At 57.3% G+C, this 16,245-nt stretch carries 14 protein-coding genes; 4 read left to right on the top strand and 10 right to left on the bottom strand.

What is annotated here, in order from left to right:
• Positions 1-22: 22 nt before the first annotated feature.
• From cysC to cysG, 4 genes are read right to left on the bottom strand one after another with little or no spacing between them, the layout of a single operon-like run.
• Positions 23-628, bottom strand: coding sequence for an adenylyl-sulfate kinase (gene cysC / locus ACMWLG_RS14490; RefSeq protein WP_010434543.1), 606 nt, complete (start codon positions 626-628; stop codon positions 23-25).
• Positions 628-2,052, bottom strand: coding sequence for a sulfate adenylyltransferase subunit CysN (gene cysN, locus ACMWLG_RS14485; RefSeq protein ID WP_023308996.1), 1,425 nt, complete (start codon positions 2,050-2,052; stop codon positions 628-630). The genes cysC and cysN overlap by 1 nt, the downstream gene beginning before the upstream one ends.
• A 9-nt stretch (positions 2,053-2,061) precedes the next feature.
• On the bottom strand, positions 2,062-2,970 hold the full coding sequence (gene cysD, locus ACMWLG_RS14480; protein ID WP_006811770.1) for a sulfate adenylyltransferase subunit CysD: 909 nt from the start codon (positions 2,968-2,970) through the stop codon (positions 2,062-2,064).
• Positions 2,971-2,979: 9 nt separating this feature from the next.
• A complete protein-coding gene (cysG, locus tag ACMWLG_RS14475) occupies positions 2,980-4,338 on the bottom strand; it encodes a siroheme synthase CysG (protein ID WP_045404177.1) in 1,359 nt (452 codons plus the stop codon).
• 237 nt (positions 4,339-4,575) lie between these two features.
• Between cysG and ACMWLG_RS14470 the strand changes: the two genes are divergently transcribed.
• Entirely contained in the window at positions 4,576-5,619 is a 1,044-nt protein-coding gene (locus ACMWLG_RS14470; protein WP_045404176.1) for an aminopeptidase, read from the top strand.
• A 71-nt stretch (positions 5,620-5,690) separates the two neighbouring features.
• Here the strand turns inward: ACMWLG_RS14470 and cysH are convergent, their stop codons facing one another.
• The 3 genes from cysH to cysJ all read right to left on the bottom strand — a co-directional run bounded on the left by cysH (position 5,691) and on the right by cysJ (position 10,019).
• A complete protein-coding gene (gene cysH / locus ACMWLG_RS14465; RefSeq protein WP_045404175.1) occupies positions 5,691-6,425 on the bottom strand; it encodes a phosphoadenosine phosphosulfate reductase in 735 nt (244 codons plus the stop codon).
• A 76-nt stretch (positions 6,426-6,501) separates the two neighbouring features.
• Positions 6,502-8,214, bottom strand: a complete 1,713-nt coding sequence (cysI, locus tag ACMWLG_RS14460) for an assimilatory sulfite reductase (NADPH) hemoprotein subunit (protein WP_023309000.1) — start codon at positions 8,212-8,214, stop codon at positions 6,502-6,504.
• Positions 8,214-10,019, bottom strand: a complete 1,806-nt coding sequence (gene cysJ, locus ACMWLG_RS14455; protein ID WP_045404174.1) for an NADPH-dependent assimilatory sulfite reductase flavoprotein subunit — start codon at positions 10,017-10,019, stop codon at positions 8,214-8,216. Before cysJ ends, cysI begins: the two co-directional genes overlap by 1 nt.
• Before the next feature lie 306 nt (positions 10,020-10,325).
• Here cysJ and queD point away from each other — a divergent pair, with 306 nt between their 5' ends.
• Entirely contained in the window at positions 10,326-10,688 is a 363-nt protein-coding gene (queD, locus tag ACMWLG_RS14450; protein WP_023309002.1) for a 6-carboxytetrahydropterin synthase QueD, read from the top strand.
• A gap of 85 nt (positions 10,689-10,773) precedes the next feature.
• Here queD and queE read toward each other — a convergent pair whose 3' ends face one another.
• The 3 genes from queE to ACMWLG_RS14435 are packed head-to-tail and all read right to left on the bottom strand — an operon-like array spanning position 10,774 to position 13,766.
• Positions 10,774-11,445, bottom strand: a complete 672-nt coding sequence (gene queE, locus ACMWLG_RS14445) for a 7-carboxy-7-deazaguanine synthase QueE (RefSeq protein WP_023309006.1) — start codon at positions 11,443-11,445, stop codon at positions 10,774-10,776.
• A 54-nt stretch (positions 11,446-11,499) separates the two neighbouring features.
• The gene (locus ACMWLG_RS14440; RefSeq protein ID WP_045404173.1) at positions 11,500-12,207 is read right to left on the bottom strand and encodes an N-acetylmannosamine-6-phosphate 2-epimerase; all 708 of its coding nucleotides are present in this window, start codon (positions 12,205-12,207) and stop codon (positions 11,500-11,502) included.
• The gene (locus tag ACMWLG_RS14435) at positions 12,207-13,766 is read right to left on the bottom strand and encodes a PTS transporter subunit EIIC (protein ID WP_045404172.1); all 1,560 of its coding nucleotides are present in this window, start codon (positions 13,764-13,766) and stop codon (positions 12,207-12,209) included. Before ACMWLG_RS14435 ends, ACMWLG_RS14440 begins: the two co-directional genes overlap by 1 nt.
• Before the next feature lie 165 nt (positions 13,767-13,931).
• Between ACMWLG_RS14435 and ACMWLG_RS14430 the strand changes: the two genes are divergently transcribed.
• Together ACMWLG_RS14430 and ACMWLG_RS14425 are read left to right on the top strand one after the other, a co-directional pair.
• Positions 13,932-14,756: a MurR/RpiR family transcriptional regulator gene (locus ACMWLG_RS14430; RefSeq protein WP_045404171.1), complete on the top strand. Its 825-nt coding sequence runs from the start codon at positions 13,932-13,934 to the stop codon at positions 14,754-14,756.
• A 358-nt stretch (positions 14,757-15,114) separates the two neighbouring features.
• Positions 15,115-16,224 (top strand): SDR family oxidoreductase, encoded by a 1,110-nt coding sequence (locus ACMWLG_RS14425; RefSeq protein ID WP_045404170.1) that lies wholly within the window; start codon positions 15,115-15,117, stop codon positions 16,222-16,224.
• Positions 16,225-16,245 lie beyond the last annotated feature (21 nt).

Genomic DNA, 16,245 nt, shown 5'->3' with positions numbered 1-16,245 from the left:
ACAGCTCCCGAACGATACCACCTCAGGATCTGATAATATCGTCCCGCCTGAGCAGGTCTAATAATTGGCTTACTAAATTTGTTACCAATTGTTGACCTTCCAGGTGAATTTCAGGCGATTCAGGCGCTTCGTATACCGCGTCAATTCCGGTGAAGTTGCGCAGCTCTCCGGCACGCGCTTTCTTGTACAGCCCTTTCGGGTCGCGCGCTTCGCAAATCTCCAGCGGCGTATCGACAAACACCTCGATAAAGCGATCCTGGCCCACGCGTTCGCGCACCATCTGGCGCTCGGCGCGGTGCGGGGAGATAAACGCGGTCAGCACCACCAGCCCGGCGTCAGCCATCAGGCTGGCGACTTCGCCCACCCGGCGGATGTTCTCTTTGCGGTCATCGTCGCTAAACCCTAAATCGCTGCACAGGCCGTGACGCACGTTATCGCCATCCAGCAGGTACGTGCTTACGCCCTGCTGATGCAACGCCTCTTCCAGCGCGCCCGCCACCGTCGATTTACCCGAGCCGGACAGCCCGGTAAACCACAGCACAACCCCACGGTGACCGTGGAGCTGTTCGCGCTGGGCGACGGTGACCGGATGAGGATGCCAGACGACGTTCTCATCATGGGCGGCCATTACTTGCCTCCCAGCAGATCGCGTGCGCCCCAGTGCGGGAAGTGTTTACGCACCAGCGCGTTCAGTTCCAGCTCGAAGGCGCTGAATTCAGACGTCGCGGCAGCCTGTTTAATCGGTTCGCGAACCATACCGGCCCCGACGGTAACGTTGGTCAGCCTGTCGATAAAGATCAGCCCTCCCGTGACCGGGTTCTGCTGATACGGATCCAGCACCAGCGGTTCGTCGAAGGTCAGATCGACCAGACCAATGCCGTTCAGCGGCAGTTCGGTGACGTCACGCTGGGTCAGGTTGTTGATATCCACCTGGAACTGAATACCGTCCACGCGGGCGCGGGTTTTCTTGCCGGCAATTTTGATGTCATAGCTCTGGCCAGCGGTCAGCGGCTGTTCGGCCATCCAGACCACGTCCACGGAAGCCCCCTGCACTGCCGCCAGCGTTTCCTGCGCGTCGACCAGCAGGTCGCCCCGGCTGATATCAATTTCGTCTTTCAGCACCAGCGTTACGGCTTCACCGGCGCCCGCTTCCTGCAGGTCACCGTCGAAGGTGACGATGCGGGCGATAGTCGATTCCACGCCGGATGGCAGCACCTTGACGCGCTGACCTACCTTCACGGAGCCTGACGCCAGGGTGCCTGAGAAACCGCGGAAATCGAGGTTTGGACGGTTCACGTACTGCACCGGGAAGCGCATCGGCTGGGTATCGACCACGCGCTGAATTTCAACGGTTTCCAGCACTTCCAGCAGCGTCGGACCGCTGTACCACGGCATGTTCGCGCTCTGGGAGGCGACGTTATCCCCTTCCAGCGCCGAGAGCGGCACAAAGCGAATATCCAGGTTGCCCGGCAGCTGTTCGGCAAAGGTCAGGTAGCTCTGGCGGATCTCCTCGAACTTCTCTTCGCTGAAGTTGACCAGATCCATCTTGTTGACCGCCACCACCAGGTGTTTGATCCCCAGCAGCGTCGAGATAAAGCTGTGACGACGGGTCTGATCCAGCACGCCTTTACGCGCGTCCATCAGCAGGATCGCCAGGTCGCAGGTGGACGCGCCGGTCGCCATGTTGCGTGTGTACTGCTCGTGCCCCGGGGTGTCAGCGATAATAAATTTGCGCTTCTCGGTAGAGAAGTAGCGGTAGGCCACGTCGATGGTGATGCCCTGCTCGCGCTCCGCCTGCAGGCCGTCCACCAGCAGGGCCAGGTCGAGTTTTTCACCCTGGGTGCCGTGACGTTTACTGTCGTTATGCAGGGAAGAGAGCTGATCTTCATAAATCTGGCGCGTGTCGTGCAGCAGGCGGCCAATCAGGGTACTTTTCCCGTCATCCACGCTGCCGCAGGTCAGAAAACGCAGCAGGCTTTTGTGTTGTTGCGCGTGCAGATACGCTTCCACGCCGCCTTCGTTGGCAATTTGTTGAGCAATAGTGGTGTTCATGGCGGCTCCTTAGAAATAACCCTGACGTTTCTTCAGCTCCATGGAGCCTGCCTGGTCGCGGTCAATCACGCGCCCCTGTCGCTCGCTGGTGGTGGACACCAGCATCTCTTCGATGATCTCCGGCAGCGTCTGCGCGCTGGATTCCACCGCGCCGGTCAGCGGCCAGCAGCCGAGGGTACGGAAACGGACCATCTGTTTTTTGATCACTTCACCCGGCTGCAGGTCGATGCGATCGTCATCGATCATCATCAGCATGCCGTCGCGCTCCAGCACCGGGCGCTCGGCGGCCAGGTACAGCGGAACGATCTCGATGTTTTCCAGATAGATGTACTGCCAGATATCCAGCTCGGTCCAGTTGGAGAGCGGGAAGACGCGAATACTTTCGCCTTTGTTGATCTGACCGTTGTAGTTGTGCCACAGCTCCGGACGCTGGTTTTTCGGATCCCAGCGGTGGAAGCGGTCGCGGAAGGAGTAGATACGCTCTTTGGCGCGGGATTTCTCCTCGTCACGGCGCGCGCCGCCGAAGGCCGCGTCAAAACCGTATTTGTTCAGCGCCTGCTTCAGCCCTTCGGTTTTCATGATATCGGTGTGCTTGGCGCTGCCGTGCACGAACGGGTTAATGCCCATCGCCACCCCTTCCGGGTTTTTGTGCACCAGCAGCTCGCAGCCGTAGGCCTTCGCGGTACGGTCGCGGAACTCGTACATTTCGCGGAACTTCCAGCCGGTATCCACGTGCAGCAGCGGGAACGGCAGCGTGCCCGGATAAAACGCTTTACGCGCCAGATGCAGCATGACGCTGGAATCTTTACCGATGGAGTACATCATCACCGGGTTAGAAAACTCGGCGGCCACTTCGCGGATGATATGGATACTCTCCGCTTCGAGCTGCCGCAGGTGTGTAAGACGTTTTTGGTCCATAACCGTTCCTTAAGCCAAATTTACGACAGAAGAACCAAAGCCTTCTGTATCGGTTGTGTGTTGGAACCAGGCGAGCGTGCTGTGCAGCTGCACCACTTCACCCACCACGATCAGGGCGGGCATCGGGGCGTCTTTCGCCAGGGTTGCAAGATGTTCCAGCGTGCCCGTCGCAACGTGCTGATCGACGCGCGTGCCGCGAGAAATGACGGCAACGGGCGTCGTCGCCTCGCGACCGTGCTGAATAAGCTGTTCGCTGATGTCCGCGGCCTTCATCGTGCCCATGTAGATCGCCAGCGTCTGGCGGCTCTGGGCGAGATGCGACCAGTCGAACGGCGTGCTGTCGGCCTTGTAGTGGCCGGTCACAAAGGTCACGCTCTGGGCGTAATCGCGGTGGGTCAGCGGGATACCGGCGTAGGCCGTCACCGCAGAGGCCGCCGTGATGCCGGGCACCACCTGGAACGGTACGCCCGCTTCGGCTGCCGCCTGCAGCTCTTCGCCGCCGCGGCCGAAGATAAACGGATCGCCCCCTTTCAGGCGCACCACGGTTTTACCCGCTTTGGCGGCGTCAACCAGCATCTGGTTAGTGTCGTGCTGCGGCACCGAGTGCTCGCCAGCCCGTTTGCCGACGCAGATTTGCTCCGCGTCGCGACGGATCAGCTCGCGCACGCCGTCGGTGACCAGATGGTCGTAGAACACCACGTCCGCGTCCTGCAGCACCTGCAGGCCGCGCAGCGTCAGGAGCCCGGCATCGCCCGGCCCTGCCCCCACCAGAATGATCTCCCCGCCCGTGCTGCCGGGGTTATCCAGTTCGTCCTCGAGGATTTTCTGCGCTGCCGTCTCATTACCGGCCTGCATCAGGCTGGCAAAGCGGCCGCGAAAGACGCGCTCCCAGAAGCGACGGCGTTCCGTTACGCTGGTCAGGCGCGTTTTAAGGTGGTTGCGCCAGAAGCTGGCTTTTTCCGCCATGCGCCCGAGGCTGGTCGGCAGCAGCGCTTCGATTTTTTCACGCAGCACGCGCGCCAGCACCGGTGCGGTACCGCCGGAGGAGATCGCCACCAGCAGCGGCGAACGGTCAACGATCGACGGGAAGATAAACGAACATAACGGCTGGTCGTCCACCACGTTCACCAGGCGGCAACGGGCCTGAGCGGCGTCGGAAATCCGCCGGTTCAGGTCGCGATCTTCGGTCGCCGCAATCACCAGCACTACGGTATCGATTTGTGATTCGTCAAAATCCGCTTCTGCCACTACCCGCACCTGCGCCCCTGCGCGCTGCAAAAACGCGATTTTGCGATCGGCAATTTCACCCGTGCCTACAACCAGCACCGGCTTCTCTTTTATCGCGGCAAATAAGGGCAGATAGTCCACTAGCAACAACTCACTAACAACGAGGAATAAAGGGACTATAGGGGGCGGCTTAGACCGAATGAAATTACGAATTGGAATGAGTAGTTACTCAATGGAATAACGCCGTGAAAAAGCTAATACCAAAAAGTGCTTAACACGCGAAATATCGGGCATTTAAGAGCAATTCAAATTGTGTATGGGCGATCACAGTTTCATACTAGGCGGGTTAATATTTTGCTCTGTTTTTAAGGACTCACTATGTTTTCCGCAACGCGCCACCGTATTGCTGCCCTGGCGCTCGGCGTTTGCTTTATTCTTCCTGCCCAGGCAAAAAACCAACCTTATGGTGAAATCGCCACTATGCAGGCGCGGCATATTGCCACCGTCTTTCCTGGCCGCATGACCGGCTCGCCTGCGGAGATGCTCTCTGCGGACTATCTTCGCCAGCAGTTTGCCGGGATGGGCTATCAGAGCGATATCAGGTCGTTTCACAGCCGCTACGTCTATACCTCACGAAATAAAACGAAAAACTGGCATAACGTGACCGGCAGTACGGTTATCGCGGCGCATGAAGGTAGCGCGGCTGAACAGATTATTATTATGGCGCACCTTGATACCTACGCCCCGATGAGCGATGCCGATACGGATAACAACCTCGGCGGGCTGACGCTGCAGGGCATGGACGACAACGCGGCGGGCCTGGGCGTGATGCTCGAACTGGCCGAGCGGATGAAAGATATTCCAACCCGGTATGGCATTCGTTTCGTGGCTACCAGCGGTGAAGAAGAGGGCAAACTCGGCGCTGAGAATCTCCTCAAACGCATGAGCGCTGAGGAGAAGAAAAATACGCTGCTGGTGATCAACCTTGATAACCTGATCGTCGGCGACAAGCTTTATTTCAACAGCGGGCAGAGTACGCCGGGACCCGTGCGGAAACTGACGCGCGACCGGGCGCTGGCGATAGCCCGCAGCCATGGCGTTTTTGCCACGACCAATCCGGGCGGGAATCCTGCTTTCCCACGCGGAACAGGCTGCTGCAACGACGGGGAAGTCTTCGATAAGGCGGGCATTCCGGTGCTGTACGTGGAAGCGACAAACTGGGCACTGGGCAAAAAAGATGGCTATCAGCAGCGGGCTAAATCGAAAGCCTTCCCGGACGGGACAAGCTGGCACAACGTGATGCTGGATAATCAGCAGCACATTGACAGCGCGCTGCCTCAGCGGATTGAGCACCGCAGTCGTGATGTGGTGAAGGTCATGCTGCCGCTGGTGAAGGAGCTGGCGAAAGCGGGGAAAGCCTGAGGTGGTTAAGCATAGCGCGGCCTGATGCCCTCACCCAAACCCTCTCCCACAGGGAGAGGGAGGATAAAGGATCACCCTTCGTGCAGCCCGCACTCGCGCTTCAGCCCAAAGAATCGTGTCTCTTCTTCCGCCATTCCCGGTTCCCATTTGCGCGTGGTGTGGGTGTCGCCCACCGACAGATAGCCCTGGTCCCACAGGGGATGGTACTTCAGCCCGTGTTTTTGCAGATACTGATACACCGTCCGGTTATCCCAGTCGATAATCGGCAGCACTTTAAACACCCCGCGCTGGACCGCCAGCACCGGTAAGGTTGCACGACTGCCGGACTGCTCGCGACGCAGGCCCGCAAACCACGTCTGCGCATTGAGCTCTTTCAGCGCCCGGTTCATCGGTTCGACTTTATTGATCTCATTGTATTTCTCAATGCCCTCAATGCCCTGCTCCCACAGCTTACCGTAGCGCGCCTCCTGCCAGGCCGCGCTTTCCTTCGCGCGGTACACTTTGAGGTTCAGCTTGAGCTTGTCCGTCAGCTCGTCAATAAACTGGTAGGTTTCCGGGAACAGGTAACCGGTATCGGTGAGGATCACCGGAATGTCCGGACGGATCTGATTCACCAGATGCAGGCTGACCGCCGCCTGAATACCAAAGCTCGACGAGAGCACATAGTCTCCCGGCAGGTTTTCCAGCGCCCACGCCACGCGCCCTTCGGCGTCCAGCTTTTCAAGATGGGCATTGGTTTCTGCCAGCGCCAGAATGCGTTCGACTTTAGGCAGATCGTTAAGGGCGTTTAGATCGAGTACGGACATAAGAACCTCGTTTGCCTGTTTTGCCGGGCGGCACTGCGTTTGCCCGGCCTACAACACCTGTAAAACCATCGGGATGTTACTCCCAGAAATCCCTTGCGGGATCGAGCACCGGGCGAATGATGCCCGCACGCACCGTAAAGTCGCCGAAGCCTTCACCCGCTTCGCGCTCTTTCGCCCAGCGCCCGACAAGCTCGTCGATGGAATCAAGGATTTCCGGCTCGGTAATGTTCTCGCGGAACATACGCGGAATGCGAGTGCCGATACGGTTACCGCCCAGGTGCAGGTTATAGCGCCCCGGCGCTTTCCCCACCAGACCCAGCTCGGCCAGCATCGCGCGACCGCAGCCGTTCGGGCAGCCGGTGACGCGCATAACAATATGCTCGTCCGGAATACCGTGTTTTTCCAGAATCGCTTCTACCTTGTCAGTGAATGACGGCAGGAAACGTTCCGCTTCGGCCATCGCCAGCGGGCAGGTCGGGAACGACACGCAGGCCATCGAGTTTTCACGCTGCGGCTTAACCGCATCCATTAACCCGTGGTCGCGCGCCAGCTTCTCGATCTTCGCCTTCTGGCTCTCCGGCACGCCGGCAATAATGAGATTCTGGTTAGCGGTAATGCGGAATTCGCCTTTATGGATCTTAGCAATTTCCAGCAGACCGGTTTTGAGCGGACGGCCCGGATAATCCAGAATACGGCCGTTTTCAATAAACAGCGTCAGGTGCCATTTATTATCGATACCCTTCACCCAGCCAATGCGATCGCCGCGACCGGTGAATTCGTAAGGGCGGATCGGCTCAAACTTGATGCCTGCGCGACGCTCCACTTCCTCTTTGAACGTCTCAACGCCCACGCGCTCCAGGGTGTATTTGGTTTTCGCGTTTTTACGGTCGGTACGGTTGCCCCAGTCGCGTTGGGTGGTTACTACCGCTTCCGCCACGGCCAGCGTGTGCTCCAGCGGCAGGAAGCCGAACTCGCTCGCGGTACGGGCGTAGGTTTTCTTATTGCCGTGCTCAATGGACAGGCCGCCGCCCACCAGCAGGTTAAAGCCAATCAGCTTGCCGTTTTCGGCAATCGCTACGAAGTTCATGTCGTTGGCGTGCAGATCGATATCGTTCTGCGGTGGGATCACGACCGTAGTTTTGAACTTACGCGGCAGATAGGTCTGGCCGAGAATCGGTTCTTCGTCCGTGGTGGCGACTTTTTCCTGATCGAGCCAAATCTCCGCATAGGCGCGGGTGCGCGGCAGCAGATGCTCAGAGATCTTCTTCGCCCACTCATAGGCTTCGGCATGCAGCTCGGACTCATACGGGTTCGAGGTGCAAAGCACGTTACGGTTCATGTCGTTGGCGGTCGCCAGCGCGTCCAGCCCGACCGAGTGCAGCATCTGATGCACCGGCTTCACGTTCTTCTTCAGAATGCCGTGGAACTGGAAGGTCTGACGGTTGGTCAGGCGGATGCTGCCATAAATCGTGTTTTCACCGGCAAACTTGTCGATGGCCTGCCACTGCTTGGTGGTGATCACCCCGCCCGGCAGACGGCAGCGCAGCAGCATCGCATGACGCGGCTCCAGCTTCTGTTCGGCACGCTCGGCGCGGATGTCGCGATCGTCCTGCTGGTACATACCGTGGAAGCGGATCAGCAGGAAGTTGTCGCCTTTGAAGCCGCCGGTGAGACCGTCATTCAGATCTTCAGCAATGGTGCCGCGCAGATAGTTGCTTTCCAGCTTCATGCGCTCGGCGTCTGTCAGTTTACCTTCGACCACCAGTGGCCCTGGATGTTTTTCGCTCATTAGTAGACATCTCGCTGATAACGGCGCTCAACGCGCAGCTCACTTAAAAATTCATCCGCCGTTTCGGCATCCATACCGCCGAATTCGGCAATCACTTCCAGCAGTGCCTGCTCAACGTCTTTCGCCATGCGATTGGCGTCGCCGCAGACATAAATGTGGGCGCCGTCATTGATCCAGCGCCACAGCTCTGCGCCCTGTTCACGCAGTTTGTCTTGTACGTATACTTTTTCTTTCTGGTCGCGGGACCAGGCCAGATCGATGCGGGTCAGTACGCCTTCTTTCACATAGCGCTGCCACTCAACCTGGTAGAGGAAATCTTCGGTAAAGTGCGGGTTGCCGAAGAACAGCCAGTTTTTACCCGGCGCTTCATCTGCCGCGCGCTGCTGCATGAAGGCGCGGAACGGCGCAATGCCGGTGCCCGGGCCAATCATGATGACCGGCGTTTCCGGGTTCGCCGGGAGGCGGAAGTTGTCGTTGTGCTCGATAAAAACGCGCACTTCGCCCTCTTCTTCCACGCGATCCGCCAGGAAGCTAGATGCCCCACCCGCGCGAGCGCGGCCTTCGATGTCGTAGCGCACCACGCCGACGGTAACATGCACTTCACTCTCCACTTCGGCCTGCGAAGAGGCGATGGAGTACAGGCGCGGTGTCAGCGGTCGCAGCAGGCCGATTAGCGCATCGGCATCCAGCTGAGCCGGAGAGAAACGGACCATATCGACAATTGGCGTCGTCGCGGCGTAATGCTGCAGCTTCGCCTTGTCGCCCACCAGCGGCAGCAGGGATTCGCTGCGCGTTAAGGTGGCATAATTTTCGACGATATTCGGGGTATTCACCGTCAGTTCGAAATGCCACTGCAGCGCCTCTGAAATCGGCTGGGTTTTGCCATCAACGGTGACGGGCTCGTCACCCTTCAGCCACAGCAGCTCAACCAGCTCTTTCACCAGAGCCGGATCGTTCTGGTACCAGATACCCAGCGCGTCGCCCGGCTGATAGCGCAGGCCAGAGTCGCCGAGATCGATTTCGATATGGCGCACGTCTTTTTCCGAATCGCGGCCGGTAATTTTCTGGTTCACCGACAGGCTCGCCGTCAGCGGCGCCTCTTTGGTGTACGGGCTGGTATGGATGTCGTTGACGGCCCCCGTCGCGGTGAAGGCGGCCTGCGCCGACGTCTCTTTCGGCACGCGCGCTTTCAGCACCTCAACGATGCGGGCACGCCATTCGGCGGCGGCGGTCTGGTATTCGACATCCGCGTCAACGCGGTCCAGCAGGCGCTCCGCGCCCAGCTCCGCCAGCCTGCTGTCGAAGTCTTTACCGGACTGGCAGAAGAATTCATACGAGGTATCGCCAAGGCCAAATACGGCAAACGCCGTGCCATCCAGCTTCGGCGCTTTTTTCGAGAACAGGAACTTATGCAGCGCCACCGCTTCTTCAGCGGGTTCACCTTCACCCTGCGTAGAAGCGACCACCACCAGCAGTTTTTCTGACGCGATTTGCTTAAATTTATAATCCCCGGCGTTGACCAGGTTCACATTCAGTTTGGCGGCCAGCAGGTCGTCACGCAGCGCTTCGGCCACGCGGCGCGCATTGCCCGTCTGCGAGGCGGAAATCAGCGTAATGGCCGGAATTTCAACGGCCGTTACTGGTGCACCCGCCACAGCGCCAGGCTGCTGATTGAGCATTCCCCAGAAATAACCGGAGACCCAGGCAAGCTGAGTGGGAGAAAAATCAGAGGTGGCAGCCTGAAGGCGCGCCAGTTGCTCCGGGTTCAGGGGAAGCAAATTTGAAGGTGGGGCCTGTGTTGTCATGCGTCGTTATGTTCCAGTAGCCAAGCGGACTTTAAGCGAATAAATCCAAACTGAAGATAAGGTTAACGGCGAGGATAATAACAATTAAAGAAGGGATGGAAATAATAAATAACCAAATGGACTAACCTGTTTTAGTTGTCATACTTAACGATAAAACCGATTAATTAACCCACTGAAAATTATCGATAAAACCCACAAAAAAAGCCCGTTAACGAGACGCATGGCTTCAGAGCCGTTTTAGTTAATGCTAAAAATTGTGCTTTCCGGTACTATGCGGCGGTTTTTTCCGCATTACTGAGAGCGATCATGTCCACCACACTGTTTAAAGATTTCACCTTCGAAGCCGCCCACCACCTTCCGCATGTCCCTGAAGGGCATAAATGCGGCCGTCTGCACGGGCATTCGTTCATGGTGCGTCTTGAGATCACCGGTGAAGTTGATCCGCATACCGGTTGGATCATGGATTTTGCCGAGCTGAAGGCGGCGTTTAAGCCGACCTACGATCGTCTGGATCATTACTACCTGAATGATATCCCGGGCCTTGAAAACCCGACCAGCGAAGTGCTGGCGAAATGGATTTGGGATCAGATGAAGCCGCTGGTGCCGCTGCTGAGCGCAGTGATGATCAAAGAGACCTGCACCGCTGGCTGTATCTATCGCGGGGAGTGATGCTTGCCGGGTGGCGCTGACGCTTACCCGGCCTACAAGAGCCTCGAACCGTAGGCCCGGTAAGCGCTAGCGCCACCGGGCTTTTTTATGCAATATTCAGGTACTTATGCGTCTGCATCGACAGGCGCCAGTTGCGCGCAATACAGGTTTCAATGCACAGGCGCGTTGCATCCTCTTTCTGGCTGATAGGCTGCAGGGCAATCACCCGCTGCTTTTCATCCGTCAGCGTGGCCAGCAGTTCATCCAGCGCTTCGATATCACGCACGCGCCCTACCGGGTGCTTAATCTCATCCGCGCGTTCCAGCGCCTGAGACAGCACGTCATACCCGCCGCGCATATTCACTTTTGGCGATACCGTCACCCAGGTCGTGTGTGAACAGCGCACTTCATGGGTGCCGCTGGTCTCAATCTGGCAGCTGTAGCCGTTCTTTTCGAGCAGCTCGGTCAGCGGCGTCAGATCGTGGATGCAGGGTTCACCGCCGGTGATCACGACGTGGCGCGCCGTCCAGCCCTGACGACCAATAATGGCCAGCAGATCTTCAGAACTGCCCGCGCCCCACTTATCGCTCTCTTTGGTTTTCGCCAGAATGCTAAACAGCGACACTTCCCGATCTGCGAGCTTATCCCACGTATGTTTGGTATCACACCAGGCACAGCCAACCGGGCATCCCTGTAAACGAATGAAAATAGCGGGAACGCCGGTAAAGTAACCCTCGCCTTGCAGGGTCTGGAACATCTCGTTAATCGGGTACTGCATAGTCATCTCAGTAAAGGGGATAAACGATAAGTATCGCAGATCCCCGCCGGATGGTCATGCTCCATCGGTGCTTTGCGCGCCAATCGCCGCCATAAAACGCTCGGTAATTTGCTGTGGACGGGTGATCGCGCCGCCGACGACGACCGTATGCGCGCCCAGCGCCAGGCATCTGGCCGCGCGTTCAGGCGTATCCACGTTGCCTTCGGCAATCACGGGAACCGTCACGGCGGCCAGCACGGCCTTCAGGAACGCGCAGTCATTTTCCGGAAGCGAATGGCCCGCCGTTTCCGCCGTATAGCCGTAAAGCGTGCTGCCGACGCAGTCAAAGCCAAGCGCCTGCGCCGTCACGGCTTCGCCCACGGTGGAAATATCGGCCATCAGCAGTACCGAGGGGTAGCGCGAGCGAATGCGCGTGACCAGCGTTTCCAGGGATTCTCCACCGGGACGCTCACGCGCCGTCGCATCAAGCGCAATGATTTCCGGAGAGGCGGCCATGAGCTCATCCACCTCTTTCATCGTGGCGGTGATAAACACCTCGCTTTCCGGGTAATCCCGTTTGATGATGCCGATAACAGGCAAAGAGACCTGCTGCTTAATGGCCTCGATATCCACCACGCTGTTGGCACGAATGGCGGCGGCTCCGCCCTGCGCCGCCGCCAGCGCCATCCGCGACATAATAAACGGGCTATGCAGCGGTTCATTTTCCAGCGCCTGACAGGAGACGACCAGTTTTCCCTTCAGGTTATCCAGTACAGTTTTCATTACGATAAGATCTCTTCCACTTCGTTTTTGATAATCGTGACGTGCGGGCCATAAATGACCTGAACACCGTTACCGCGCACGATAACGCCGCGCGCGCCGGTGGCTTTCAGCGCCGCGTCATTCACTTTGCTACCGTCCTTCACCGTAACGCGAAGACGCGTGGCGCAGCAGTCCACCTCTTCCAGATTGTCTTTTCCGCCTAATCCGGCGATCACCGCAGCGGCGCGTTCGTTTTGCGGCAGACTGACCTCGTCAGCCATCGCCTCCTTTTCCCGACCCGGCGTGGCAAAATCAAAGCGGTTAATCAGGTAGCGGAAGGTGAAGTAGTAAAGGAAGAACCACGGCACGCCCACCAGCGGAACGAACATCCAGTTGGTTTTGGCCTCTCCCTGCAAAATGCCGAACAGCACGAAGTCGATAAAACCGCCGGAGAAGGTTTGCCCGATGGTGATATGCAGCATGTGTGCGAGCATGAACGCCAGCCCGTCAAACAGCGCATGAATGACGTAAAGCACCGGCGCAATAAACAGGAAGGAAAACTCGATAGGCTCGGTAATCCCGGTCAGGAACGAGGTTAGCGCCGCAGAGAGCAGCAGCCCGGCAACGCGCTTTTTGTTCTCCGGTTTTGCCGTGTGGTACATCGCCAGACACGCGCCGAGCAGGCCAAACATCATCGTAATAAAGCGCCCGGACATGAAGCGCGACGTGCCCTCATAGAAATGCTGCGTGTTCGGGTCGGCCAGCTGGGCGAAGAAGATCCGCTGTGTGCCCTCAACGAGGTGACCGTTAACAATCTCACTGCCGCCGAGCGCGGTAGTCCAGAACGGCAGATAGAAGATGTGGTGCAAACCAAACGGGCCCAGCATGCGTAAAATAAAGCCGTACAGCAGGGTGCCCAGATAGCCGGTGGCATCCACCAGCCCGCCGAGACCAAAAATCAGTTTCTGGAAATGCGGCCAGACCACGGTCATGAGCGCGCCGACGAGTATCGCCGCCAGCGAGCTGATGATGGGAACAAAGCGCGAGCCGCCAAAAAAGCCCAGGAACTGCGGAAGCGCAATTTTATTAAACCGATGATGGAGCGTGCAGGTCACCAGCCCAATCACCACGCCGCCAAACACGCCGGTTTCGAGCGTCTGTATCCCCAGCGTCATGCCCTGCCCTACAGCGCCCGGGTTCTCATGCGCCAGTTTGCCGGTGAGGATCAGCAGCGCGTTGATGGTGGCATTCATCACCAGAAACGCGAGCAGCGCCGCCAGCCCAGCCGTACCCTTATCGCTTTTTGCCAGCCCGACGGCGACCCCAACCGCAAACAGCACCGAGAGGTTCGCAAACACGATTGAACCGGCGCTGCTCATGATGGTGAAAATGGCCTGCAGCCAGCTCACATCTAAAAACGGATAAGCCGCCAGCGTATTGGGATTCGATAGCGCGCCGCCTATTCCCAGCAGCAGGCCCGCCGCGGGCAGCACGGCGATAGGCAACATAAAGGATTTACCAAAGCGCTGCGCTTTTTCAAACCATCCCCCCGAAGAAGCGCCACTGAACATTTGCATCATGTTTTCATCTCCCCACTAAATGATGAAAATTTTTACCACATAAATATATAGAAGTGAGAATTATCATCAATAACCAGGAAGCCGATCATACTTTTTCAAAATGACTGGCATCTTTCCCCTCCTTTCCGCCACACTAGTCGCAGCGAAACACATTAAGGACGTGGCATGTCGGACCATGAAAATCTGCTGCTGAAGCTCCGCCAGGAGGCTTCCGGGTACAGCCCAACGCAACAAAAACTCGGCGAGTTTGTCCTCAGCGATCCTGGCCGGGTGCTCTACCTGACGATCACCGAGCTGGCGCGCGAGAGCCACACCAGCGAGGCAAGCGTCACGCGCCTTTGCCGGACGCTGGGCTGCAAGGGCTATAACGAATTTAAAATGGCGCTTGCGCTGGATATTCAGCAGGGCCAGCCCGCGCGTCAGGCGGGGGATGAGATTGATAACGTCGTGGATGAGTCGGTGCAGGCCTTGCAGGATACCGCCAGACTCCTCGACCGCACGCTGCTTGAAAAGGCGGCGCTGGCGCTGCACCAGGCGCAATCCGTGCAGATTTATGGCGTCGCGGCCAGCGCGATCCTCGGCGAGTATCTGCATTACAAGCTGCTGCGGCTGGGCAAACCCGCACAGCTGTTTAGCGATATGCACCGCGCGGCCATGAATGCGACAACGCTTTCGAAAGATACGCTGGTTGTGGCCATTTCCAGTTCGGGTTCAACGCGGGATTTACTCCACGTGGTGAAGCTTGCCCGCAAGCGCGGCGTTAAGGTTCTGGCGCTAAGCAATACGCCCCGCAGCCCGCTGGCGTCCCTGAGCGACATGCAGCTGGTGGCCGCCAAACCAGAAGGCCCTCTAAGTGCAGGCGCGCTCAATGCTAAGGTTGGAGTCATGCTGCTGGTCGAGCTGCTGACCACGTCCATGATTGCGCTGGATGGTCATTACGGCGACGTTAGTCAACAAACAGCCAGCGCCACGCTTCCCCTTTTGCTCTGAAAATCATTCGCAGGCTAAATAAATCGGCCTGCGACTTATGTTGTCTGATTTGAGTTAAGTGGCATTTAAAACATCTATTCGATAAATGTTTGGTGTAACAAATTATTATATTTATTACATTTTGAATTACGTTCACCATTCGGCGCAGACCTCATAAAAACATTTAAATTCAGATGTTTAAAATTTAAATTTTAATAGAGTGAATTTTTACCCTTGCGATAGTGTCCAATATCTCCACCTGATTCCCTTTCCTTAAAATAAGCTTAAGACGCCATTGATTTCGGCGTTTTATTATTTAAATGCCGTTTACTTTTGCACGCCTACAATCCGCCTCATCAATCATAATGAGACGGTATTAATGAAGATGTTATTGATTACAGGCGTGACCGGATTTCTGGGCGGTGCAGTTCTTGAAAAAATCCTGACCAGCGATCAACCTGCAAAACTCCTTTTGCTTGCGCGCGCCAGCGATCCGCAGAGCGGGCTGGAGCGCGTGCTGGAGAACATGCGCAAGTTCAACGTTCCCGAGGACAAACTGGCCTCCCTGAAGGTGGATAATATCCTGATTGGCGACCTCAGCCAGCCTGAAGCCTTTCTCAACGATCCCCGTCTGGATCGGGTCACGCACGTGGTTAACTGTGCGGCCGTGGCCTCATTTGGTAATAACCCGCTGATCTGGAAGGTAAACGTAGAAGGTACGCTCGCGCTGGCGCGCCGTATGGAGCAGGTTACAGGACTGCAGCGTTTCCTCCACGTCGGCACAGCAATGTCATGCACGCCGGATCAGGATTCACTGGTCGCCGAAAGCGCTGAATTCAGAGAGAATGCTGAACACCTGGTGGAATACACGTTTTCGAAGTCAACTATCGAACAGCTGATGCGCCAGGAGTGTCCGAACCTGCCGCTGCTCATCGCCCGTCCGTCCATCGTCGTCGGCCATACCCGTCACGGCTGCACGCCGTCGAGCAGCATTTTCTGGGTCTTTAGCATGGGCCTGATGCTGCAGAAGTTTATGTGCTCAATGGAAGACAGGATCGACGTTGTTCCGGTGGATTATTGCGCCGACGCGATGTTAATGCTGCTCAACAGCAACGCTCGTACGGGAGAAGTGGTACACATTTCTGCGGGAGAAGAGAACAGCGTTCGCTTTGCGGATATCGATCAGGCAATGGCGCAGGCGCTGGAGAAAGCCCCCGTCGGGGATAAATATGCGCAGGTCAGCTACGAAACGCTGGTCAGAATGCGCCGCGAGCTGAAACATATTTTTGGGCCGTGCAACGAACGTCTGATGCTGAAAGCCATGCGTTTATACGGTGCGTTTGCCACGCTTAACGTGCGCTTCAGCAACGATAAGCTGCTGAGCATGGGGATGCCGAAGCCACCCCGGTTTACGGATTACATCGCCCGCTGCGTGCAAACCACTCAGGGGCTGACCATTCCGGAGCAAATGGCGGTCGATTTTAAATAGCCCAAAAAAATGCCAGTCATT

Source organism: Enterobacter sp. 01-M-02-SI-ECC, assembly GCF_047530595.1.
Taxonomy (GTDB): Bacteria; Pseudomonadota; Gammaproteobacteria; order Enterobacterales; family Enterobacteriaceae; genus Enterobacter; species Enterobacter cloacae_M.
The sequence above is the reverse complement of the archived record's forward strand: the minus strand, read 5'-3'. Positions and strand labels throughout refer to the sequence as shown.